14 protein-coding genes are annotated in these 22,127 nt (G+C 70.8%); 13 read left to right on the forward strand and 1 reads right to left on the reverse strand.

The features are described from left to right. The first annotated feature begins 85 nt into the window (after positions 1-85). The 7 genes from fabG to HPY32_RS30590 are packed head-to-tail and all read left to right on the forward strand — an operon-like array spanning position 86 to position 5,019. A complete protein-coding gene (gene fabG, locus HPY32_RS30560; protein ID WP_067578026.1) occupies positions 86-838 on the forward strand; it encodes a 3-oxoacyl-ACP reductase FabG in 753 nt (250 codons plus the stop codon). Continuing rightward, on the forward strand, positions 835-1,782 hold the full coding sequence (locus HPY32_RS30565; RefSeq protein WP_067578028.1) for a beta-ketoacyl-ACP synthase 3: 948 nt from the start codon (positions 835-837) through the stop codon (positions 1,780-1,782). The genes fabG and HPY32_RS30565 overlap by 4 nt, the downstream gene beginning before the upstream one ends. Positions 1,783-1,825: 43 nt before the next feature. Beyond that, positions 1,826-2,083, forward strand: coding sequence for an acyl carrier protein (locus tag HPY32_RS30570; RefSeq protein ID WP_067578030.1), 258 nt, complete (start codon positions 1,826-1,828; stop codon positions 2,081-2,083). Next, positions 2,083-2,346, forward strand: a complete 264-nt coding sequence (locus tag HPY32_RS30575) for a hypothetical protein (protein WP_067578032.1) — start codon at positions 2,083-2,085, stop codon at positions 2,344-2,346. The genes HPY32_RS30570 and HPY32_RS30575 overlap by 1 nt, the downstream gene beginning before the upstream one ends. Before the next feature lie 4 nt (positions 2,347-2,350). Further along, positions 2,351-3,370, forward strand: a complete 1,020-nt coding sequence (locus HPY32_RS30580; protein WP_067584366.1) for a beta-ketoacyl-ACP synthase 3 — start codon at positions 2,351-2,353, stop codon at positions 3,368-3,370. Beyond that, positions 3,367-4,386 (forward strand): fused (3R)-hydroxyacyl-ACP dehydratase subunits HadA/HadB, encoded by a 1,020-nt coding sequence (locus HPY32_RS30585; RefSeq protein WP_231951307.1) that lies wholly within the window; start codon positions 3,367-3,369, stop codon positions 4,384-4,386. Before HPY32_RS30580 ends, HPY32_RS30585 begins: the two co-directional genes overlap by 4 nt. 18 nt (positions 4,387-4,404) lie before the next feature. After that, entirely contained in the window at positions 4,405-5,019 is a 615-nt protein-coding gene (locus HPY32_RS30590; RefSeq protein ID WP_067584369.1) for an LOG family protein, read from the forward strand. Here the strand turns inward: HPY32_RS30590 and HPY32_RS30595 are convergent. Beyond that, complete coding sequence (locus HPY32_RS30595; protein ID WP_082870563.1) at positions 4,974-6,350, reverse strand: condensation domain-containing protein; 1,377 nt, start codon at positions 6,348-6,350, stop codon at positions 4,974-4,976. The genes HPY32_RS30590 and HPY32_RS30595 overlap by 46 nt on opposite strands. Before the next feature lie 182 nt (positions 6,351-6,532). Between HPY32_RS30595 and sbnA the strand changes: the two genes are divergently transcribed. The 6 genes from sbnA to HPY32_RS30625 all read left to right on the forward strand — a co-directional run bounded on the left by sbnA (position 6,533) and on the right by HPY32_RS30625 (position 22,095). Continuing rightward, on the forward strand, positions 6,533-7,534 hold the full coding sequence (gene sbnA, locus HPY32_RS30600) for a 2,3-diaminopropionate biosynthesis protein SbnA (RefSeq protein ID WP_067578038.1): 1,002 nt from the start codon (positions 6,533-6,535) through the stop codon (positions 7,532-7,534). Positions 7,535-7,549: 15 nt separating this feature from the next. Then, positions 7,550-7,759 (forward strand): MbtH family protein, encoded by a 210-nt coding sequence (locus HPY32_RS30605; RefSeq protein ID WP_067578040.1) that lies wholly within the window; start codon positions 7,550-7,552, stop codon positions 7,757-7,759. 42 nt (positions 7,760-7,801) lie between these two features. Further along, positions 7,802-12,748 carry a non-ribosomal peptide synthetase gene (locus HPY32_RS30610; protein ID WP_067578042.1) on the forward strand — a complete coding sequence of 1,649 codons (4,947 nt, stop codon included), beginning with the start codon at positions 7,802-7,804 and terminating at the stop codon, positions 12,746-12,748. Beyond that, positions 12,745-20,061 (forward strand): non-ribosomal peptide synthetase, encoded by a 7,317-nt coding sequence (locus tag HPY32_RS30615; RefSeq protein ID WP_067578044.1) that lies wholly within the window; start codon positions 12,745-12,747, stop codon positions 20,059-20,061. Before HPY32_RS30610 ends, HPY32_RS30615 begins: the two co-directional genes overlap by 4 nt. A gap of 5 nt (positions 20,062-20,066) precedes the next feature. Continuing rightward, positions 20,067-21,230, forward strand: coding sequence for a M20/M25/M40 family metallo-hydrolase (locus HPY32_RS30620; protein ID WP_067578047.1), 1,164 nt, complete (start codon positions 20,067-20,069; stop codon positions 21,228-21,230). Between the two features lie 142 nt (positions 21,231-21,372). Beyond that, a complete protein-coding gene (locus tag HPY32_RS30625) occupies positions 21,373-22,095 on the forward strand; it encodes a DUF4097 family beta strand repeat-containing protein (protein ID WP_067578049.1) in 723 nt (240 codons plus the stop codon). The last annotated feature ends 32 nt before the right edge of the window (positions 22,096-22,127 follow it).

The raw sequence follows: 22,127 nt of genomic DNA on the forward strand, positions 1-22,127 counted from the left end.
GCGTTCGGTATATAGCTTCAGTATCGACCCGTGGCGCACGCTGATTACCGACCAACAGAAAACAACCAGTAATCATGGGGTTCATGTGTCGGTATCAGACCGGAGAAGACCAGTCGCTCTGGTAACCGGAGGATCGCGTGGCATCGGTCGGGCGGTGGTGAACCGCTTGGCCGCGGAGGGCTACGATATCGCCTTCGTTTACCGAGCCGATACCGACGCCGCCCGGGCCGTGGTCGACGAGGCCGCCGCGAAGGGCGCCGAGGTGGTGTGCCGCCAGCTGGATGTCACCGATTTCGAGCAGGTGCAGGAATTCGTCCGGCACGTCGAGCGCACCGCCGGGCCGATCGCCGCCGTCGTGAACAGCGCGGGCATCGTCAAGGACAGCCCGCTGGCGCTCATGGACAATCAGGACTGGCACGACGTTCTCCAGGTCAATCTGACCGGGCTCTACAATATTGCCCGCTGTGTGGTGCGCGGTTTCATGCGCCGCCGATCGGGCTCGCTGGTCACCATATCCTCCGTGGTCGGCGTGTACGGAAATTTCGCGCAGACCAACTATGCGGCGTCCAAGGCCGGGATGATCGGATTCACCAAGTCGTTCGCCAAGGAGATCGGCCGCTACGGCGCGCGGGCCAATGTCGTGGCCCCGGGTCTGATCGACACGGATATGAGTTCGGCGTTGACCACCGAACATGCCGAAAAGCTACTCGCCGGTGTCGTTCTGGGTCGACCGGGCACCGCCGACGAGGTCGCCGAGCTGGTCGCTTTTCTGGCCTCCGACCGCTCGTCGTATATCACCGGCCAGGTATTTCAGATCGATGGTGGAGTGACGCTGTGACTGCGAACGGAACGAGAATCAGCGGCCTGGGTTCTTACCGCCCCGTCCGGGCCGTGAAGAACGACGAATTGGCCGCCTGGGCCGGGGTGGATCCGGACTGGATCAAGAATGGCACCGGTATCGAGACGCGCTATCACGCCGGGCCGGACGAGGATATCGTGACCATGGCCGTCGCGGCGGGGCAGCGGGCCCTGGACGACGCGAAGGTGGCGCCGGACGAGGTCGATCTGGTCATTCTGACCACCTCGAGCAGGCGGCAGCTGATGCCCGCCGGGGCGCCGCAGGTCGCGACCGGGCTGGGCATTCCCGGGGCGGGCGCATTCGATCTCGGGGCGGTGTGTGCCGGATTCAGCTACGCGCTGTCGATGGCGTCCAATGCGGTCGCGGTGGGGCAGGCGCGCAATGCGCTGATCGCCTCCTCGGAGCGGCTGTCCGATCTGATCGATCCGGGCATTCGGGAGCCTTTCGTCATTTTCGGTGACGGCGCGGGCGCCGCCGTGGTCTCCGCGGCCGACCGGTGGGGTATCGGCCCGGTCAGCTGGGGCAGTGACGGATCGCGGGCGTCGGCGATCGAAACCGAGATCCGCGGCGACGGCGATCTGATCATGATGCAGGGCCAGGCCGTCTATCGCTGGGCCACGGGAAAAATGCCCGCGGTCGCCGCGCACGCCTGCGAGCTCGCCGGTGTCGGGCTCGACGAGATCGCCTGGTTCGTGCCGCATCAGGCCAATCTGCGCATCGTCGACATGCTCGCCAGCCAACTCGGTTTCGCCCCGACCCAGGTGGCGCGCGATGTCGTCGACACCGGGAATACGTCGTCGGCGACGATCCCGCTCGCGCTGCGGCGCCTGTACGAGAGCTCCGATGTCCGATCCGGAGACCTGGCGCTGCTGATCGGATTCGGATCGGGCCTGAGCCACGCGGCTCAGGTCGTCCGCCTGTAAGCATACGAGAATTTTCCGTCGGAAATCAGAAGGAATTGTCATCATGAACCGTGCCGAGGTTGTCGCCGAAATCTTCGCTCTCATCAAGCGATTCCTGCCCGAATACGAAGGCGGTAACGACGAATCGATCAGTTTCACCGCGGCCGGCGTCGACTCGCTGACCACCGTCGACCTGATCGTGGCCAGCGAGTCCAAGTTCGGTGTCGAGATTCCGGATACGGAACTGCCGAAGCTGACCACCGTCTCCGACCTGGCCGACTACGTCATGCAGCACGAAAGCGACGAATCCGGGGCCGCGTGATGTCCGGAAGCTCGTTCGAGGAGGCCGAAGACCTCCTCCGCACCGCCTACGAGAAGCTGAATGCGGACCCGGTCGGCGAACCCCTGACCGCGGCGGCGACGCACCTCGTTCGATGCGCGCTGGACGGAATGTCGCTGGTGAACCTATCCGAATCGACCCGGGCGCGGGAGATGCTGGGCTGCGCCCGGGCGGCCGTGACCACGGCGACGTACATGGTCCGGGAGGTCGACGGCCGGACCCGGCGCGGGGTGCGATGTGACTGACGGGATGCCACTACGAGAAATGCGGACCGGCGCACGTGCGCGGTTCGCTCGCATCGAAGGGCTCGGGGCCTACCGCCCGCGCCGGACGGTGACCAACGACGAGATCTGTGAGCGCATCGACTCCGATGACGAATGGATCAGGGCGCGTTCGGGAATCGTGACCAGGGGCCACGCCTCGGCGAAGGAGACCCTGGTCGAGATGGGCGCCTCGGCGGCACGCGCCGCCGTCGCCGACGCCGGGCTCGTGCCCGCCGATATCGACTGCGTGATCGTCACGACGCTGTCGTCGCTGCGGAACACCCCGTCCGTCTCCGCGGAGATAGCGCACGAATTGGGCCTGCGGGCCGGTGCGTTCGATGTCGGCGCCGCGTGCGCCGGGTTCAACTACGCGCTGACCATCGCGCGGGATCTGGTCCGCGGCGGCTCCGCGGGCCGGGTGCTGGTCGTCTCGGTCGAACGGCTGTCCGATCTCACCGATTTCGAGGACCGCACGACCGCGTTCCTGTTCGCCGACGGCGCGGGCGCGGTCGTGGTCGGGCCGTCGGCGACACCGGGAATCGGTGCGGTGGTGTGGGGTTCGGAAGGTTCCAAGAGCGAGGCGATCCGGCAGCACACCCGCTGGGACGCGCTGCGGGATCCGGACGCGTTGGCGCGACCCGGATTCCGCTTCCCGGCACTGTCCATGGTCGGCCAGGACGTCTACCGCTGGGCGACGAGCGCCATGGTCACGGTGGCCGGGCAGGCGATGGCCGAGGCCGGGGTCGCCGCCGACGATCTCGCGGCATTCGTTCCGCACCAGGCGAATCTGCGCATCACCGAGACCCTGGTGCGCGCCCTGGGGTTGCCCCGCTCGGTGGTCGTCGCCCGCGACATCGTGACCCAGGGCAATACCGGCTCGGCCTCGATCCCGCTGGCCATGGAGGCCTTGCGCGCGGACGGCGCGGTGTCGCCCGGAGACCTGGCGTTGATCATGGGCTACGGCGCCGGACTGGTGCACGCCGCGCAAGTGGTGGCAATCCCTTGACGGGCGACCGCATGTCGACGCGGCGGTGGTTCCGGCTGCCCGACCACTACGAGGTGGGCCGGGAGAAGATTCGCGAATTCGCGCGGGCCGTGCAGAACGACCATCCGGTGCATCGAGACGACGAGTGCGCCCGGAAACTCGGTTACCTCGGCGTGGTGGCGCCGCCGACCTTCACCGCGATCCTCACCGTCAACGGAATCCGAGCGGTGCTCAATACCGTGCTCCCCGACCGGGATCTGTCCCAGGTGCTGCATGCCGAGCAGACCTTCGAGATTCATCGCGCCGTCGTCGCGGGTGACCGGCTGCGCTGTGCGGTGCAGATAACGTCGATTCGTTCGCCCGCCGACACCGATTTCGTCGCACTGCGATTCGTCGTGACCGACCAGTCGGGCTACCTGGTCCGGGTCGAATCGACGACCCTCGCGATCCGGCGGGGAGAATCGGTGCGTCCGGATATAGCGCGGCTCGTCGACACCGTGGCCATGCGCGGCGATGGCGACCGGACACCATATTTGATTCCGATCACCGCCGCCGCGGACCTGCCGACCTCCGCCTCCGGCCCCTATCGGGGACCGGACGTCGACACGGTGCCGCGGGCCGACCGACTGGCCGTCGGCCAGGCGCTCCCGCCGCGGGCGGCCCGGCTCACCCGCGGGGACCTGGTGAATTACGCGGGCGTCTCCGGCGACCCGAACCCGATCCACTTCAGCGACGCCGCAGCGGAATTCGCCGGGCTGCCGACGGTCGTCGCGCACGGAATGCTGACCATGGGGGTGACCGCCGGATATCTGACCTCCTGGCTCGGCGACCCGACCGCCATCCGCACATTCGGCGTGCGATTCTCCCGCCCCGCCGAGATCCCCGCCCGCGCCGCGGCCGACCTCGAGCTGACCGGCCGCATCCGGGCGCTGGGCCCCGACACCGCCACCGTGGCCCTCGATGTGCGCGCGGCGGGGGAGCAGCTGTTCAGCCGGGCATTCGCCGAGGTCCAGCTCTCGGCCACGACATTCGAGTAAGTCATCGAGGAGATGAGCATGTTCAGTAGCGCCACAAACACATTCACCGCCAAGGTCGGCGTCTTCTGCGGCGCCCGGGCCGGGGTGTCCGACGACCACATCACGCTCGGCCACGACTTCGGGCTCGCGCTGGCCGCCCGCGGCGCCGGTCTCGTCTACGGCGCGGGCGGCACCGGGGTCATGCACGCCGTGGCCAGGGGCGTGTTCGACGGCGGCAGCGCCGTCACCGGCGTCGTCCCTCACGAGCTGCGCGAGCGTGAGAAATCCCTGGAGGTGCGGGGGGAGATCTTCGTGGTGAAGGATATGCACGCGCGAAAGGCGTTGATGTATCGGCTCTCCGACGCGTTCGCGGTGCTGCCCGGTGGTCTCGGCACGCTCGACGAGCTGATGGAGGTGGCCACCTGGAATCAGCTGCGGTTTCACTGCAAGCCGCTGGTGCTGGTCAACCGCGACGGCTTCTACGATCCGCTGATCGCCCTGTTGGACCACCTCGTCGGCGCGGGGTTCATCGGCGCGGAGGAGCGGGCGCTGATCCAGGACACCGACGACGTGGAGGATGCCCTGGATCTGCTGGGTTGCCGCCCGCGCTATTCGCCGGAGGAGAAGGCCAGCAATCTGGCCTTCTCCTCGTGATCCACCATGGACAACCGGTCGATGAGCTCGCCGGGATTGCGCACGGCCGCGTCGATCAGGGTCGTGTAGTGCCGGACCATCCGCTCGGCCGTGGCCCTGGTGAAGATCTCGCTGTTGAACTTCAGCCGTCCCCGGATCGTCTGCGGGGTCTGGTAGATCTCCAGCCCCAGGTCGAACTGGCCCTCCTGGTGTCGCAGGTCCAGATGTTCCAGCTGGTGGTCGCCGATCACGAAGCGCCCCTTGCCTTCCGCGATCGCGGCGAGCACCGGGTTGCTCCGGCCGGTGGCCATCAGCGTCATGAGCACCTGCACCAGCGGTGTTCTGCTGGGGTCGCGGGGCACGCCCAGGGCGCTGGGCAGCAGCGCGAACGGGTATCCGGCGTGTTCGGCGGATCGGGTGATCTGGTCGGCGAGCGCGGTGCCGAGCGCGGCAACGGTCAGGTCCGGCGCGGCCTCCGCCTTGATCGGCATGGTGTTCACGAAAGGCCCGATCACATGGGCGCTTCGGCGGCTGCGGGTACCGATGCCCGAGCCGAGGACGAATTCGCGCCGGCCGCTGCTGCGCTGTAGCAGGACGACGAGCGCCGCCAGCAGGTAGGAGAACGGCGTGACACCGCAGTCGCGGCAGACGGCCTTGAGATCGGTGACCAGCCGGTCGGGCAGCCGGAAGTCGACGGTGCCGCCGACCAGGCGGTACTCGGCCGGTCGCGGCAGATCGCCCGGCAGATCCAGCACCGGATCGACACCCTCGAGCAGAGCCGACCAGTGGCGGCGGGCGTTCGCGCCCGCGTCGGAGTCGAGCCACCGCCGTTGCGCGTGAACATGATCGGTGAACGAATGCTCGACCGGGGCCAGCGCGCGATCCGGCGCGAGCGCACCGGTGAACAGGTCTTCCACGAGCACGCCGACCGAATGGAAATCGCTCGCGATGTGATGCGTCGCCAGCACCACCATCGATTCCTCCGGGCCCCGGTCGATCAGCAAGCAGCGCAGCGGCAGTTCCCTATCGAGCGCGAAGGAGCGGTAGCCGAATTGCTGTGCCAGCTCGCGGGCCTGCTCGGCATTCAGCGTTGTCCCGTCGATGAATTCGGGCTCGATTGCCGCGGTCGCGCCGATCAGCCGGAAGGCGCCGGTTCGGTCGGCGTGGAAGGTGGACCGGAGCAGATCGTGCCGGGCCAGCAGCGTATCCATGCCGCGTCGCAGTTGTTCGATGCCGATTCCGGGGCGGACGATGAATCCCGCGAAGTGGTTGTACCCGATACCGTCGGGCGCCATCTTGTTGAGCAGCAGCATTGATTCCTGCTGGATGGTCAGAGGCGACGACTCGCCCATGGATCCCCCAATTGCAAATGAGCAGGTAAGGAGTTGCGAACCGATGTATGGTCCGGCTCCCTGTGTAGCACGGCGCGCCCCGGGATGGCTACCCGGACGGGGGCCGGTCGCGAGTATAGGGCGGATATATGAACCCGCACCAGACTGCGAGGGTAGACAAATCAGCAGGGACGAGGATTCTGATGGGTGTGAAACATGGGGGGATTCTCTCCACCATTGGCGAGACGCCTCTTGTCGAATTGGTCAAATTGTCGTCGGGACTCGATTTCCGCGTCTACGCGAAACTGGAGATGGCCAATCCGGGTGGCAGCATCAAGGACCGTTCCGCGCTGAGCATGCTGGCCGACCGGATCGCGTCCGGTGAGCTGGTGCCGGGCCGGTCCACCGTGGTGGAATCCAGTTCCGGCAACCTCGCCGTCGGGATCGCGCAGATCTGCCGCTATCACGGCATCCGATTCATCTGTGTCGTCGACGCGAAGACCAGCTCGCACAACATCGGCATGCTGCACGCCTACGGCGCCGAGGTGGAGATGGTGAATCGGCCGGGCGCCGATGGGGAGTACCTGCCCTCGCGCATCCGGCGGGTGCAGGAGATCGCCGACACGCTGCCCGGCGCGTACTGGCCCAATCAGTACGCCAACCTGCTCAACCCGCGCGCCCACGAGCAGACCATGCGGGAGATCGTGTCCGCGCTGGACGCGCCGGTCGACTATCTGTTCTCGGCGGTCAGCTCCTTCGGCACCCTGCGCGGCTGCGCCCAATACGTTGCCGCCCACTCGCTGTCGACGCGGCTGGTCGCGGTGGACGCGGTGGGCAGCCGCATCTTCGACGGGCAGCCCGCCGCGAAACGGCTGCTGCCCGGGCACGGCGCCGCCATTCGCCCCGCGCTGTTCGATCGGGACGCCGCGCACGAGGTCGTGCACGTGACCGACGGGGACTGCGTCCGCGCCTGCCGTCGGCTGGTCGCCACCGAGGCCATTCTGGCGGGCGCCTCCTCGGGGGCGGTGGTGGCCGCGCTGCTGCACAAGGCGCCGGAGATACCGGCCGGGTCCCGCTGCGTGCTGATTCTGGCCGACCGCGGGGACCGATATCTGCAGACCGTCTTCTCCGACGACTGGGTGGATCGGAATCTGAATCTGAATCTCGCGGGGGACAAGCAATTACAGGGCGCGCTCCCGAACTGAACGGAAAGGACAATCATGGCCGACGAAGACGATGGTCGTGAGTATCTGGTCGTGCTCAATCACGAGGAACAGTATTCGATCTGGTGGGCCGAGCGGGAGATCCCCGCCGGATGGCGCGCGGAGGGGACCCGTGGCCCCCGACAGGAATGTCTCGCCCATATCGCGAAGGTGTGGACCGATATGCGTCCGCTCAGCCTGCGGCAGCGCATGGCGGCGGCCGAATAACAGCGGCCGAACGATTCATCGGCCTCGGAAACGGTAGGGATCATGCTGCCAGGCTTGATAGACGAACAGGCTCGGCTGACGCCGGACGCCGTGGCGGTGGAAGCCGGTGACGAGCGGCTCACCTATCGCGAATTGATCGCGCGGGCCGATCAATTGGCGAATTTTCTGCACGCCCGCGGAATCGGCCCGGACGATCTGGTCGGCGTCTGCGTCGAACGCGGCCCGGACCTGGTGATCGCCCTGCTCGGGGTGTGGCGGGCGGGGGCCGGGTACGTGCCGCTCGACCCGGCGCACCCGGCCGACCGGCTGGACTTCATCCAGCGGGATACCGGCGTCGCGCTCACGCTGACCCAGTCCCGGCTCGCGCGCCTCGCGCACAACGCGGTGTCGGTGGACGACGCGTCGACCGGCATCGCCGAATTCCCGGCCGTTCGCGCGCTGCGGCACCAGGATGCGTCGAGCGCGGCGTACGCGATCTACACCTCCGGCTCGACCGGACAGCCCAAAGGCGTGCTCATCGACCACGAGGGCATCGCCAACCGGGTGCTGTGGACCGTTCGCCGCCACGGTCTCCGCGCCACCGACCGGGTCCTGCAGAAGACGCCGCTGAGTTTCGACGCGGCGGGGTGGGAGATCTTCGCGCCACTCGTGTCCGGCGGCACCGTCGTCCTCGCCCCGCCGGGCGCCGAGCGGGATCCGGCGGCGCTGGTGCGCGCCGTGCTCGACAGCGGCGCCACCGTGTTGCAGGGCGTCCCCTCGGTGCTGAGTCTGCTGGCGACCGAACCGGATTGGCAGCGCTGCACATCGCTGCGGCTGATCTTCTCGGCGGGGGAGCCGCTGCACGCGGAGCTGGCGCACCGGCTGCTGGACCCGCTGGGGCCGGGCGCCGAGCTGTGGAACACCTTCGGCCCCACCGAATGCTCGATCGATATCACCGCCCACCGCTTCGATCCCGCGCAGACCACCGGCCAGGTCCCCATCGGCCGTCCCCTCGACGGCATGCGGGTGCTGCTGCTCGACGCGGAGGGCGAGCTGGCCCCGATCGGCGTCCCCGGCGAGCTCTATGCGGGCGGGCCCGGCGTGGCGCGCGGGTACCTCGGTCGGTCGGCGCTCACCGCCGAACGATTCGTGCCCGACCCCTACGGTCCGGACGGCGCCCGGCTCTACCGCACCGGCGACCGGGCGCGGTGGCGGCCGGACGGCATCCTGGAATTCCTCGGCCGCCTCGACGACCAGGTCAAGGTTCGCGGCGTCCGGATCGAGCCGGGGGAGGTGGAGAGCGTCCTCACCGGGCATCCCGAGATTCGGCAGGCCGCGGTCGTCGCCAGCGCGGACCGGTCCGGCGTGCGGCAGCTCGTGGCGTATATCGTTGCCACGCGGGAGATCTCGGTCGGCGAGCTGCGCGCGTCGCTGCGCACCCGGCTGCCCGACTACCTGGTGCCCTCGGTGTTCGTGCCGCTGGCGGAGTTCCCGCGCACCGGCAGCGGCAAGCTCGACCGGGCGGCCCTGCCGGACCCCTGGTCCGCCGAGCACCGCATCCATCCCGACTACGTGGCCCCGCGGACGGCCGAGGAGCGCGTCGTCGCGGGCCTGTGGTCCGAACTGCTCGGCGTCGACCGGATCGGGGTGCACGACGACTTCTACCAGCGCGGCGGTTATTCGCTGCTGCTCAATCGCCTTGCGGGCCAACTGCACGACGCCTCGGGGCGGCACGTCGCGCTGACCGACCTGCTCGCCACCACGACCGTGGCGGGGCAGGCGGAACTGATCGCGGCGGGCGGCGACGAGACCTCCCCGGTGCGGCCCGTCGATCGCCGCGGCCCGCTGCCGCTGTCGTTCGGGCAGCAGCGCCTGTGGTTCCTGGACCGGATGGACCCGGCGAGCGCGGAATACGTGGTGCCGCTGCTGCTGCGGGTCCCGGCCGACACCGAGACCGGCCTGATCGAGCGGGCGCTGGCGGTGCTGGCCGGGCGGCACGAGGTGCTGCGCACCCGCTACCCCGTGCTCGACGGGCAGCCCCGGCAGATCATCGACCCCGACCCGGTTGTCGAACTGGCCGAGCGGCAGCTCGCCACCCGCGACGCGGTCGGGCGGCTGTTCGCCGAGGAATGCGCCCGGGGGTTCGACCTGGGCGCGGGGCCGGTGTGGCGGGCGCTGCTGGTGCGCACCCCCGGCCCGGAGCACCTGCTCATTCTGACCACCCATCACATCGCCTGCGACGGCTGGTCTTCGGCGCTGCTGGAACGCGAATTCGGGGTCGTCTGCGTGGCCCTGCGCGACGGGCGGCGGCCCGAGCTCGCGCCCGTGCCGGTGCAATACGCCGACTACGCGGTGTGGCAGCGCGATCGCCTCTCCGGCGATCTGCTGAATCGGCAACTGGCGCACTGGTGTTCGGTCCTGGACGGCATCGCACCGCTGGACCTGCCCACCGACCGGCCGCGCCCGGCGATCCGCGATGCGCGCGGCGGCGTGGTCGCCTTCACCGTCCCGGCCGACCTGGGGCGGGCCGTCACCGACCTGGGGCGGGCGGGCGGCGCCACCCCGTACATGACCCTGCTCACCGCCTTCGCCACCCTGCTGGCCCGCTACACCGGGCGCCGGGACATCCCCGTCGGCGCTCCGGTCGCCGGGCGGCTGCGTCCGGAAGTCGAAGGCGTCGTGGGTCTTTTCCTCAATACCCTGGTGATCCGGTGCGACCTGACCGGGGACCCCGGCTTCCGCGCGGCGCTGGAGCGGGTGCGCCGCACCGCGCTGGACGCCTTCGCCCACCAGGAGCTGCCGTTCGAGCGACTGGTCGAGGCGATGCAGCCCGAGCGCGATCTGTCCCGCACGCCGCTGTACCAGGTCATGTTCGATCTGCACGACGAGGGCTTCACCGCGCCCGTGGCCGACGGCTCGGAAATCGAAGTGCTGCAACAGGGCTGGCGGACGGCCAAGACGGACCTGATGCTGGTGATGCACCGCGACCCCGACGGCTCGCTGAGCGGTCTGCTGGAGTACGCCACCGCGCTGTTCGACCGGGAGACCGTCGAGCGAATGGCCCGGCATCTGCTCACGCTGCTGGAAAGCATTGCCGCCCGGCCGGATACGCCCGTATCGACCGTGGAGCTGCTGACCGCGGACGAACGCCGCCGGGCGCTGGTGGAATGGAACGACACCGCCGTGGCGTCCCGATCACCGAGTGTCCCGGAGCTTTTCCGGGCGCAGGCCCGCGCCACCCCGGACGCGGTCGCGGTCGTCGACGGCTCCGGAGCGAACCGGCTGACCTACGCCGAGCTGAACGCGCGCGCCGACCGCTACGCCCGCCGGTTGCGCGCCCTGGGGGTCGGGCCGGAGTCGGTGGTCGGCGTGCTGGTGGACCGCACACCCGATCTGCTCGCCTGCCTGATCGGGGTGTGGCGGGCCGGTGCCGCCTATCTGCCCCTCAACCCGGAGCTTCCCGCGGAGCGGCTCGGCTACATGCTCGGCGACGCGCGCGCCGCCGCGGTGATCACGCACGCCTCGCTGCGGGAATCGCTGGCCGGGGCGAGCGCCGCCACCGTGCTGCTCACCTCGGACGAGGACATCGAGACCGATTCGGGGACGGCGGAATTCGTGCCGTCCGGCGGCGACCTCGCCTATCTGATCTACACGTCCGGCTCCACCGGGCGGCCCAAGGGGGTCGAGGTCGAGCATCGTTCGCTGGCCAATCTCCTGCTCGCCCTGCGCGGCGACCTGGGCGCCGCGCCGGGCGACGTGTGGCTCGCGGTCACCTCGCTGTCGTTCGACATCTCCGGGCTGGAGCTGTTCCTCCCGCTGATCTCCGGCGGCCGGGTCGTGCTGGCCGGCGCCGAGCAGGCCCGGGACGGCCGGGCCCTGCTCGAGCTCGCCGACACGCACGGAGTCTCGCACGTGCAGGCCACGCCGTCCGGGTGGAAACTGCTGTTGCAGGCCGGATTCGACCGCCCGCAGACGGTCGCCCTGGTCGGCGGGGAGGCGCTGTCGGTCGACCTCGCCCGGCAGGTGCGGGCGCGGGTGCGCAGCCTCACCAACGTCTACGGCCCCACCGAGACCACCATCTGGTCGACGGCATGGGAGGTGCCGCCGGCGCCCGACCGGGTCGTGATCGGTCGGCCGCTGCGCAACACCACCGTCTATGTGCTCGACGAGGGCCTCGCCCCGGTGCCCGTCGGGGTTCCCGGGCAGTTGCACATCGGCGGCGGCGGACTCGCCCGCGGATACCACGGCCTGCCCGAACGCACCGCGGCGCAATTCATCCCGGACCCGTTCTCCCCGACCCCCGGCGCTCGCCTGTACCGCACCGGAGACCTCGTCCGGCAGCGGCCCGACGGCACGGTCGAATACCTCGACCGCATCGACGATCAGGTGAAGATCCGGGGCCACCGCATCGAACCCGGCGAGATCGCCCTGGTCCTGCGTGCTCATCCGGCCCTGCGCGACGCCCTCGTCGTCGCCGCACCGGTCGGGACGGAACGGCAGCTGGTCGCGTACTGCGTGCCCGCCGATCCGGCGCGGCCGCCGAGCCGCGCCGACCTCGCCGCGCACTGCCGCACCCGGTTGCCCGACTACATGATCCCGGCGGCCTTCGTCGCGCTCGACGAGTTCCCGCTCAACCCGAGCGGGAAGGTGGACCGAAAGGCATTGCCGCCCGTCGAGTTCGGGGATTCGCCCGCCGAGCACGTCGCCCTGCGGGGTCCCGTCCAGGAGCACCTCGCGCAGGTGTGGGGCGAACTGCTCGGGATTCGCGTCGACAGCGCACGATGCAACTTCTTCCACACCGGGGGGACCTCCCTGCTCGCGGCTCGACTGGTCACCGAGATCCAGGAGTCCTTCGCGCTCGACCTGCCGCTGCGCGCGGTGTTCGAGCGGCCCACCCTCGCCGAACTGGCGGACCTGGTGGAGACCGAGATCCGAGCGGAGATCGCCCTGCTCGACGACGCCGAGATCGCGGCGTACACGAATCAGATCAAGGAGCAGACCCCGTCATGACGATTGGTGATGTCCAGGGCCGGGACCTCCGCGAGGAGCTGTTGCGGCGGCGGCTGTCCGGCCGCGCCCGCACCGGTGGCGCCGACGGCGCGCGCCACCGGCCGGAGATCGGCCCCGCGGCACGGGACGGGGACCTGCCGCTGTCGTTCGGGCAGCAGCAGATGTGGTTCCTGCACCGGTGGGCCCCGGAAAGCCCCGAATACCTCATGCCGCTGGCCCTGCGGCTGCGCGGGCCGCTGCGCCCCGACGCGCTGGGCCGGGCGTTCACCGCGATGATCCGGCGGCACGAAATCCTGCGCACCCGTTACCGTTTGGACGGGGACGTGCCCGTGCAGGTGATCGGCGCGGCCGACACCGCACCGGCCGTGGACGCGGTGGATCTCACCGAACTTCCTCCCGGGGAACGGGAGTCGGTGGCGATGTCGCTGCTGGAGCGGGAGTCGGCGACCCCGTTCGATCTGGAGCGCGAGGCCCCGATCCGGGCCCGGCTGATCCGCCTCGGCGACGAGGATCACCTGCTCGTCGTGGTCGTGCACCACATCGCGGGCGACGACGGTTCCACGGAGGTCTTCGCCCGGGAACTGGCCGCGCTGTACCGGTCGGGCGGCGACGCGGCGACCGCCGACCTGCCGCCGATGCCGGTGCAGTACGCCGACTACGCGGTCTGGCAGCGGACCCGCCAGCAGGCGGCCTCGGCGCGCGATGTGGCCTACTGGCGGCGGCATTTGGACGGGCTGGCCCCGCTGGAACTGCCCGCCGATCGGCCCCGGCCCGCGCTGCGGGACTGGCACGGGGCGACGGTCCCGTTCACGGTGGCGGCCCCCGTCGCCGAGGCGCTGCGCGCGCTCGCCCGGGACCGCGACACCACCCTGTTCGCCGTGCTGCTCACCGCGTTTCAGATTCTGCTGTCCCGGCACACCGGCGTCACGGATCTGGCCGTGGGCACCCCCGTCACCGCGCGCACCCGCGCCGAGGTCCGCGACCTGATCGGCTACCTGGTCGATTCCCTGGTGCTGCGCGCCCGCTGGTCGGGAGATCCGTCGTTCACCGACCTGCTCGCGGCGACCCGGACGACGCTGCTGGACGCGCTGGAACACCGGGACGTGTCGTTCGCCCAGCTGGTCGACGAGCTCGCGCCCGATCGCGACCTCACCCGGACGCCGCTGTTCCAGGTGGCCTTCGCCATGCACGAGTCCGCCGGTCCCGGCGTCGACCTTCCGGGCGTGGCGGTGGAACGCGTCGAAATCCCGTGGACCGTCGCCAAATTCGATCTCACCTGCCACCTGGAGGAGCGGGCCGACGGATCGTTGCGCGGCATCGTCGAATACGCCACGGCGCTGTTCGACCCCGACACCGCGCGGCGGTTCGCGGGCCGATACGTCCGGCTGCTGGAGGATGTCGCGGCCGCGCCGGACACCCGGGTCTCCGCGGTCGCGCTGCTCGAGCCCGCCGAACTCGCCCTGCTCACCGCGGGTGGACGGGTGCCGTCGACGGCGGAGGCGCCGCCGCCGAGCGCCTGCGTGCACGACCTGTTCGCCGCGCAGGCCGCCGCGACGCCCGACGCGATCGCGGTGGTGTTCGAGGGCGCGAGCCGCACCTACGCGGAGCTCGACGCGCACGCCAACCGGCTCGCCCGGGTGCTGCGCGAGCGCGGGGCGGGCCCGGAGTCCCTCGTCGGTGTCTGTCTGGAGCCGGGGCCGGACCTGGTGGCCACGCTGCTCGCGGTGCTGAAATCCGGTGCGGCGTACCTACCGCTGGACCCCGCGCATCCGGCCGAACGGCTCGGGTGGGCGCTGTCGGACGCCGGGGCCCGGATCGTGGTCACCGAATCCGCGCACGCGGCAACGATATCCGAGGCGGCGGCCGGGGGAACCGGCGCACGCTCCTCGCTGTCGCTGGTGCTGCTCGACCGCGACCGCACGGCGATCGCCGCGATGCCCGCCACCGCTCCGGAAAGCCGCACGGCCCCGGACAATCTCGCCTACGTCATCTACACCTCGGGTTCCACCGGCAAGCCCAAGGGCGTCGGGGTCACCCATGCCAATGTGGTCCGCCTGTTCTCCTCCGCTCGAGGCCATTTCGCGTTCGGTCCGCGGGACGTGTGGACGCTGTTCCACTCCTACGCCTTCGATTTCTCCGTCTGGGAGCTGTGGGGCGCGCTGCTGCACGGCGGCCGCCTGGTGGTCGTGGGCACGGCGGTCTCGCGCTCGCCCGAGGAATTCCTCGATCTGCTGGTGGCGCAGCGGGTCACCGTCCTCAACCAGACGCCGTCGGCGTTTCGCGCCCTGGCCGACGCCGCCCGCCGCGACGATCCCCGGCTGCGCCGCCTCGCCCTGCGCACGGTGATCTTCGGCGGCGAGCACCTCGACGTCCGCGACCTGCGACCCTGGATCGCCCGGCTCGGCGTGGACCGCCCGGAACTGATCAACATGTACGGGATCACCGAGACCACGGTGCACGTCACCCACCGCCGAATCACCGCGGCGGACACCGGATTCGCCTCGAATTCGGTCGGCCGCCCGCTGCCGGACCTGCGCGGCTACGTCCTCGACGGGTACGGCAATCCCGCCCCGATCGGGGTGCCGGGGGAGATCCACGTCGGCGGGCCCGGACTGACCCGCGGCTACCTCGGCCGCCGCGACCTGACCGCCGAACGCTTCGTCCCCGACCCGTTCGGCCCGCCGGGCGGTCGGCTCTACCGCACCGGCGACCTCGGCCGGGTCCGCCCGGACGGCGAGCTCGAGCACCTCGGGCGGATCGACAGCCAGGTGAAGGTCCGCGGCTATCGCATCGAACTCGGCGAGATCCAGGCCACGCTCGCCGCCCACCCGCGGCTGCGGGACGCGGTCGTGATCGTCCGGGAGGACACCCCCGGCATCAAGGAACTGGTCGCGTATGTCATTCGCGCCGAGGACGATTCGGCGGCGCTGCCCGGCCCCGAGCCCGCCGAGCTGAAGGACTGGGCCGCCCGGTCCCTGCCGGTCTACATGGTCCCGTCGGCCTTCGTCACCGTCGACCGCTTCCCGCTGACCACCAGCGGGAAGCTGGACTGGCGGCTGCTGCCCGCGCCGGGCCGGGCGGCCGACCGCGCGGTCCGCGACTACCGTGCCCCGGGCACGCCCGACGAGGCGACGCTGGCCGAGATCTGGGGAACGACACTGGGTCTGGACCGGGTCGGCGTCGACGACGACTTCTTCGATCTCGGCGGCGACTCGATCAAGGCGGTCGTGCTGGTCGGAGCCGTCCGGGCCACCGGTTTCGACGTCACCGTGCGCGACGTGTTCCGGGTGCGGACGGTGGCGCGGCTGGCCGAACTGGTTGCGGGACAGGCCACCTCCCTGGTGGAGGAGCCCACCGTGGCGCCCTTCGCCCTGGTGACCGCGGCCGACGCGGCCCGCGTCCGCGGGGCGGACATCACCGACGCCTACCCGCTGTCGCAGGTGCAGGCCGGGATGGTCTTCGAGATGCTCAGCAGCGCCGACCACACCTATCACAACGTCACCGCGTTCAAAATCACCGACGATCAACCCTTTTCGCTGCCCGCCCTGCGCGCCGCGGCGGCCGTGGTCGTCGGCAGGCACGAGGTGCTGCGGACCTCCATCGACCTGTTCGACTACACCGAGCCGCTGCAACTGGTGCACCGCACGGCCGAGATGTCGGTCGGCATGGCGGATCTGCGCCATCTCGACGACGAGGCGCAGCGGCGGGCGGTCCGCGCCCACATCGAGCGGGAACGAGCGACCCCGTTCGACCTGGGCACGCCGCCGCTGCTGCGGGTGTTCGCGCAGCTCACCGGCGAGACCGACTGGTGGCTGGCCATCACCGAATGCCACGCCATCCTCGAAGGCTGGAGCTACCACTCGCTGCTGATGGAGCTGATCCGCTGCTACCGCGCGCTGCGGTCGGGCGCCACGCCCGTGGCCGCGCCGATGCCCGCGGTGCGTTACGCCGACTACGTCGCGGCCGAGCGGGCGGCGCTCGCCTCGGCCGAGGACCGCGACTACTGGCGCCGCACCGTCGGCGGGGCCACGAAGTTCGAACTCCCGTCCGGCTGGGGCGATTCCGCCGCACCCCGGGAGATGTATCAGGTCCCCGTCCCCTTCCACGACCTCGAGGACGGGCTGCGGGCGCTGGCCGCCGCGGCCGAGGTGCCGTTGAAGAGCGTGATCCATGCCGCGCATCTCAAGGTCCTGGCCATGCTCCACACCGGCGCGGACACCTTCTTCGCGGGCCTGGTCTGCGACACCCGCCCCGAACGGCTCGGCGCGGACCGGGTCTACGGCATGTACCTCAACACCGTGCCCTTCGCCTTCCGGGCGTCCGCGCCCACCTGGCGGGAACTGGCCCGGCAGGTCTTCGCGCGGGAGGTGGAGCTCTGGCCGCACCGGCGCTTCCCGCTGTCGGCCATGCAGAACGAATTCGCCGGTGGCCGACGGCTGGTGGACGTCTTCTTCAACTACCTCGACTTCCACATGGTCGACCGGGAACTGGTCGACTACGCGATGAGCGTGGACAACAGCCCCAACGAGTTCCCGCTCTCCGCGGCCACCCAGGACGGTCACGTCGTGCTGACCACGAATACGGCCACCGTCGCCCGCCCGCACGGGGACCGGCTCGGCGCGATGTACCGGGCGGTGCTGGAGGCCATGGCCGCCGCGCCCGACGGCGACGCCGTCGCCGCCTATCTCCCGGCCGGAGAACGCGAACGGCTGCTCACCGTGTGGAACGACACCGCCGCGCCGCGCCGGATCGCCTGCGTGCAGGAGCTTTTCGCGGACCGGGCGGCGACGACGCCCGACGCGGTGGCGCTGACGTTCGCCGGAACCCGAACGACCTACGCGGAACTCGATGCCCGCGCCAACCGGTACGCGCGGCTGCTGCGCGAACGCGGCGTCGGCCCCGAACGGGTGGTGGGTGTGCTGGTCGACCGTGGCCCGGAGCTGGTCGCGTGCCTGCTCGGCGTGTGGAAGGCGGGCGGGGCCTACGTTCCGCTCGACCACACCTATCCCGCCGAACGACTGGGCTACATGCTCACCGACGCGGGCGCGACAACCGTTGTCACGCAGAGCAGTTACGCGGACCTGCTGGCCGGGGTCGGCCCGTCCGACCGGGTGCTGGTGGACGATGACCGCGCGCTGATCGACGCGCAGTCCGCCGCGCCGCTGCCGCCCGCCGCCCACGTGGACAACCTCGCCTACGTCATCTACACCTCCGGCTCCACCGGGCGGCCGAAGGGCGTGCTGGTTCCCCATCGCGGGCTGGTCAACTACCTGTGGTGGTGCGTCGAGGGTTACGCCGCGCGCGGTTCCGGTGGCGCGCCGCTGTTCTCGTCGATCGCCTTCGACATGGTGGTTCCCGACCTCTACACCCCGCTGATCATGGGCGAGGCGGTCCACCTGCTGCCGCAGCACTTCGAGGTCGGCGACCTGGGCCGGTTGCTGGTGGAATCGGGCCCCTACCGCTTCGTCAAGATGACGCCCGGCCACCTCGACCTGCTCGCCGCGCAGCTGTCCGCCGACCAGGCGCAGTCGCTGGCCCCGCTGCTCGCGGTCGGCGCCGACGCCTTCCCCCGGCGCACGCTCGAGCGCTGGCGGGCGATCGGCGGATCCACGGTCCTGCTCAACGAATACGGGCCGACGGAGATCTCGGTGGCCAACTGCACCTACGAGATCGAGCGCGTCGAGGACGGGGAGCTCGTCCCGATCGGGCGGCCGATTCCCAACACCACCATGTACGTGCTCGCCGACACCATGGAGCCGGTCCCCATCGGCGCCCTGGGCGAGCTGTACATCGGCGGCGCGGGCGTGGTGCGCGGCTACGCCAACATGCCGGACGTGACCGCCGACCGATTCGTTCCGGACCCGTTCGGAGCCCCGGGTTCTCGGCTCTATCGCACCGGCGACCTGTGCCGGGTCCGCCCGGACGGCAATGTCGACTTCGTCGATCGGGTCGACCATCAGGTCAAGGTCCGCGGCTACCGGATCGAGGCGGGCGAGATCCAGACCGTGCTCACCGACCATCCGGGCGTCCGCGACGCACTGGTGGTGCCGCGCCGATTGGCCGACGGTGACAAGCAACTCGTCGCCTACTGCGTCGCCGACGGCGACGGGCTGCCCGGCCGCGACGAACTGATCGCCCACTGCCGGCGCACCCTGCCCGAGTACATGCTCCCGACGCTGTTCGTCGAGCTGGACCGGATTCCGCTCAACCAGAACGGAAAGGTGGACCGCCACGCGCTGCCCGCGCCGGACCCGGCGAGTCTCGCCGCGCGGCGCGAGCACGTCGCGCCCCGCACCCGCACCGAGGCGCTCATCGCCGCGCTGTGGGGCCGGGTGCTCGGCATCGACGGCGTCGGCGTCCACCACGACTTCTTCGACCTCGGCGGGCACTCGCTGCTCATGCTGCGCGTGGTGGCCAAGGCCGCCGATCTGGGCCTGACCCTGTCCACCGCGGACATCGTGGAGTGCCGGACGGTGGCCGAGCTGGCCGCCCGGGTGGACCGGGCGGGCACCGGCGCCAAATCCCTTGTCCGGCTGAGCGACACCGGGTCGGGCGCCCCGCTGTTCTGCGTGCATCCCGTCGGCGGCAGCATCCACTGGTTCCGGCCGCTCGCCGAACGGATCGGCGCGCGGCGCCCGGTCGCGGCCTTCGCGGCCCGGCCGCTGCGGGCGGAGTCCGGCCCGCCGACGGTGGAGGCGTTGGCCGCCGAGTACCTGGCGGAACTGCGCGACACCCCGCTCGACGGTCCCGTGCACCTGCTCGCCTGGTCCTCGGGGGCGACGGTCGCGTGGGAGATGGCCCGGCAACTGCTCGAGCGGGGCGAGCCCGAACCGGTTCTGACGCTTGTCGATCCGGCCGTCGACCGCCCCGGCGGGACCGGCGCCGCGGACGACCGGTTCTTCGCCGAGGCCGAGGCGCTGTTCGCCGCCCGCGCCGCGAGCGAGGGCGAGTCCCGGGCCCACGCGGAGCGCAAGCTGATCACGCTGCTGAGCCGTGCCGGGGTGGCCGCCCGCCCCGACCTGCTCGACGAACTGGCGGCCACCACGACCACCTGGCGCCTGCTCGACCGCGGCATGTCGGCCTACCGCTATCGGCCGCTGCCCCTGCGCATCCGGCTGCTGGCCACCGACGAATGCGCCACCGGCGACCACTCCGTCACCGGCGGCCACGGCTACGCCGCGTACCTGGACCGCTGGCGATCCCTCGCCCGGCACGGGGTGCGGGCCGAGCGGATCCCCGGTGACCACCAGGGCGTCTTCGACCCGTCCCGGGTCGACGCCCTGCTTGCCCACCTCACCGGAACAGGGAGCTGAAACACATGGCACCACCGCAGATTTCGAGCCGGAGACTCCTCCTGGACCTGGCCGAGCTCGCCACCTTCGGGCGGCGGCCCGACGGCGGCATCGACCGCGTCGCCGGATCCGCCGCCGACCTCGCCTCCCGGGTCTGGCTCCGGGAGCGGATCGAGGCGTCCGGGCTGTTCGGCTGGACCGACGCCACCGGCAACGTCTTCGGCCGCCGCGCCGACGGCGGCGGCCCCTGGCTGCTCGCCGGATCCCACACCGACACCGTGCCCGGCGGGGGTTACCTGGACGGCGCCTACGGCGTCATCGCGGCCCTCGAGGTGCTGCGCGCGCTGCACGAGGCCGACCACCCGGCGGCGAACACGCTGGAGATCGTGAGCTTCTGGGACGAGGAAGGAGCGCTGGCCACCTCCGCGGGCGGCCTGGTGGGCTCCACCGCCCTCTGCGCGGGCGACCACATCGACGACATCACCGGCTATCTGGAACTGCACATCGAGCAGGGTCCCCGGATGGAGGCCGCGGGGCTCGAACTCGCGGCGGTGAGCGGAATCGTCGGCGTGGCACGCTATTCCGTGATCGTGCAGGGTGTCGCCAACCACGGCGGGACCACCCCCATGCTGGGTCGGGCCGACGCGGGACAGGCGGCCGTCAAGGCGGCGGCCCGGATCATCGACCTGGTCACCGCCGTCGATCCGGATATGGTCGCCAACCTCGGCTACATCGAATTCCAGCCCGGCGCACCGAATGTGATCCCGGGCCGGGCCGAGTTCGTCGTGGAATTCCGGGCCGGCGCCGAGCAGACCCTGGTGACCGCCCGCGACCGGTTGGAACAGCTGGTGCGGCACTGCGCCGAGGCCGAGAATTGTTCGGCCACCGTGGAACGCATCTCCTACAAGCCGGTGGCCTGCTTCGATCCCGCGCTGTGCGACGCCGTCGAGGGCTCCCTGCGGGCGGTCGCGCCCGCCGTCGGCCGGCTGCTCAGCTACGCGGGCCACGACGCCAGCGTGCTCAGCAGGCACGTGCCCACCGCGATGATCTTCGTGCCGAGCGCCGGGGGCATCAGCCACGCCCCGGCCGAGTACACCCCCGAACCGCTGCTGGTGCAGGGCGCGCAGGCGCTGCTGCGCAGCGTTCTCGCCGTGCACGCGAACGCGCTGGCGATCCGGCAGCACCAATAGATCCGAAATGTCGCTTCCGCGAAGCCATTTGCGGTCCACCCGGGCGCGCGACCCCGTTTGATACCCGCGGGGGCCGAGGTATGGTGATCTTCACAAGGGCTCACCTGGTGTGCTGCCCGTCGGATCGTGGGGTAGGGGGGCTATGAAGCAATCGTCGGCCATTCTCGCAACGGCGGCCTGCTGCGCGGTCGTGCCGTTCGCGGCGGCGTGCACCGATCTGGGCCCGGCGCTCAACCACACCGCCGACGACACCTCGGTGTCGGGCAGCCCGGCCGTGATCGAGATCCACAACGGCGCCGGAGCGGTCCGGGTCACGCCGGGCAACGCCGTGCACGTGCACCGGGAGATCGCCTACCACTCCCAGGTACCGCAATCCCCGCCCACCCACGCCGACGGAGCCCTCGTGCTCAGCGCCGAATGCGACAGCTGCCGTATCGATTACGAGATCACCGCGCCCGCCGCCACGAAGATCGATGTCGAGGGCGGCGCCGGTGCGGTGGACATCGAGGGCGTCGCCCAGGTGACCTACCACGGCGGTTCCGGTGCGGTGACGATCAAGCAGATCGCGGGCCCGGTCGACGCGCAGAGCGGTTCCGGCGGCGTGACCATCAGCGACGCCTCGTCCACGGTCTCCGCGGTCACCAAGTCGGGCGGTATCGGCATCGACCTGACGGCCCCGCCGACCAGGCTGAGCGCGCGCAGCGGCTCCGGCCACGTCTCGGTCACCGTCCCCGCGCACCCCTACCGGGTCGAGGCGCACACCGACAGCGGGTCGATCCACGGCAAGATCCCCAACACCCCCGGCGCCGCGGACGCGCTGACGGTCGGCTCGGGCTCCGGCGACATCGATCTCGCAACGTCCTGAAGGTATTTCGAACAGAGAGAAGGGTGGGACCG

Source organism: Nocardia terpenica (assembly GCF_013186535.1).
Taxonomy (GTDB): Bacteria; Actinomycetota; Actinomycetes; order Mycobacteriales; family Mycobacteriaceae; genus Nocardia; species Nocardia terpenica.

Excerpts from the sequence above, each read along its gene's own strand:
- HPY32_RS30625 (WP_067578049.1), top strand. The coding sequence starts at position 21,373 with ATGAAGCAATCGTCGGCCATTCTCGCAACGGCGGCCTGCTGCGCGGTC.
- HPY32_RS30620 (WP_067578047.1), top strand. The coding sequence starts at position 20,067 with ATGGCACCACCGCAGATTTCGAGCCGGAGACTCCTCCTGGACCTGGCC.
- HPY32_RS30575 (WP_067578032.1), top strand. The coding sequence starts at position 2,083 with ATGTCCGGAAGCTCGTTCGAGGAGGCCGAAGACCTCCTCCGCACCGCC.
- HPY32_RS30580 (WP_067584366.1), top strand. The coding sequence starts at position 2,351 with ATGCCACTACGAGAAATGCGGACCGGCGCACGTGCGCGGTTCGCTCGC.
- sbnA (WP_067578038.1), top strand. The coding sequence starts at position 6,533 with ATGGGTGTGAAACATGGGGGGATTCTCTCCACCATTGGCGAGACGCCT.
- HPY32_RS30595 (WP_082870563.1), bottom strand. The coding sequence starts at position 6,350 with ATGGGCGAGTCGTCGCCTCTGACCATCCAGCAGGAATCAATGCTGCTG.
- HPY32_RS30615 (WP_067578044.1), top strand. The coding sequence starts at position 12,745 with ATGACGATTGGTGATGTCCAGGGCCGGGACCTCCGCGAGGAGCTGTTG.
- HPY32_RS30590 (WP_067584369.1), top strand. The coding sequence starts at position 4,405 with ATGTTCAGTAGCGCCACAAACACATTCACCGCCAAGGTCGGCGTCTTC.
- HPY32_RS30605 (WP_067578040.1), top strand. The coding sequence starts at position 7,550 with ATGGCCGACGAAGACGATGGTCGTGAGTATCTGGTCGTGCTCAATCAC.
- HPY32_RS30610 (WP_067578042.1), top strand. The coding sequence starts at position 7,802 with ATGCTGCCAGGCTTGATAGACGAACAGGCTCGGCTGACGCCGGACGCC.
- HPY32_RS30570 (WP_067578030.1), top strand. The coding sequence starts at position 1,826 with ATGAACCGTGCCGAGGTTGTCGCCGAAATCTTCGCTCTCATCAAGCGA.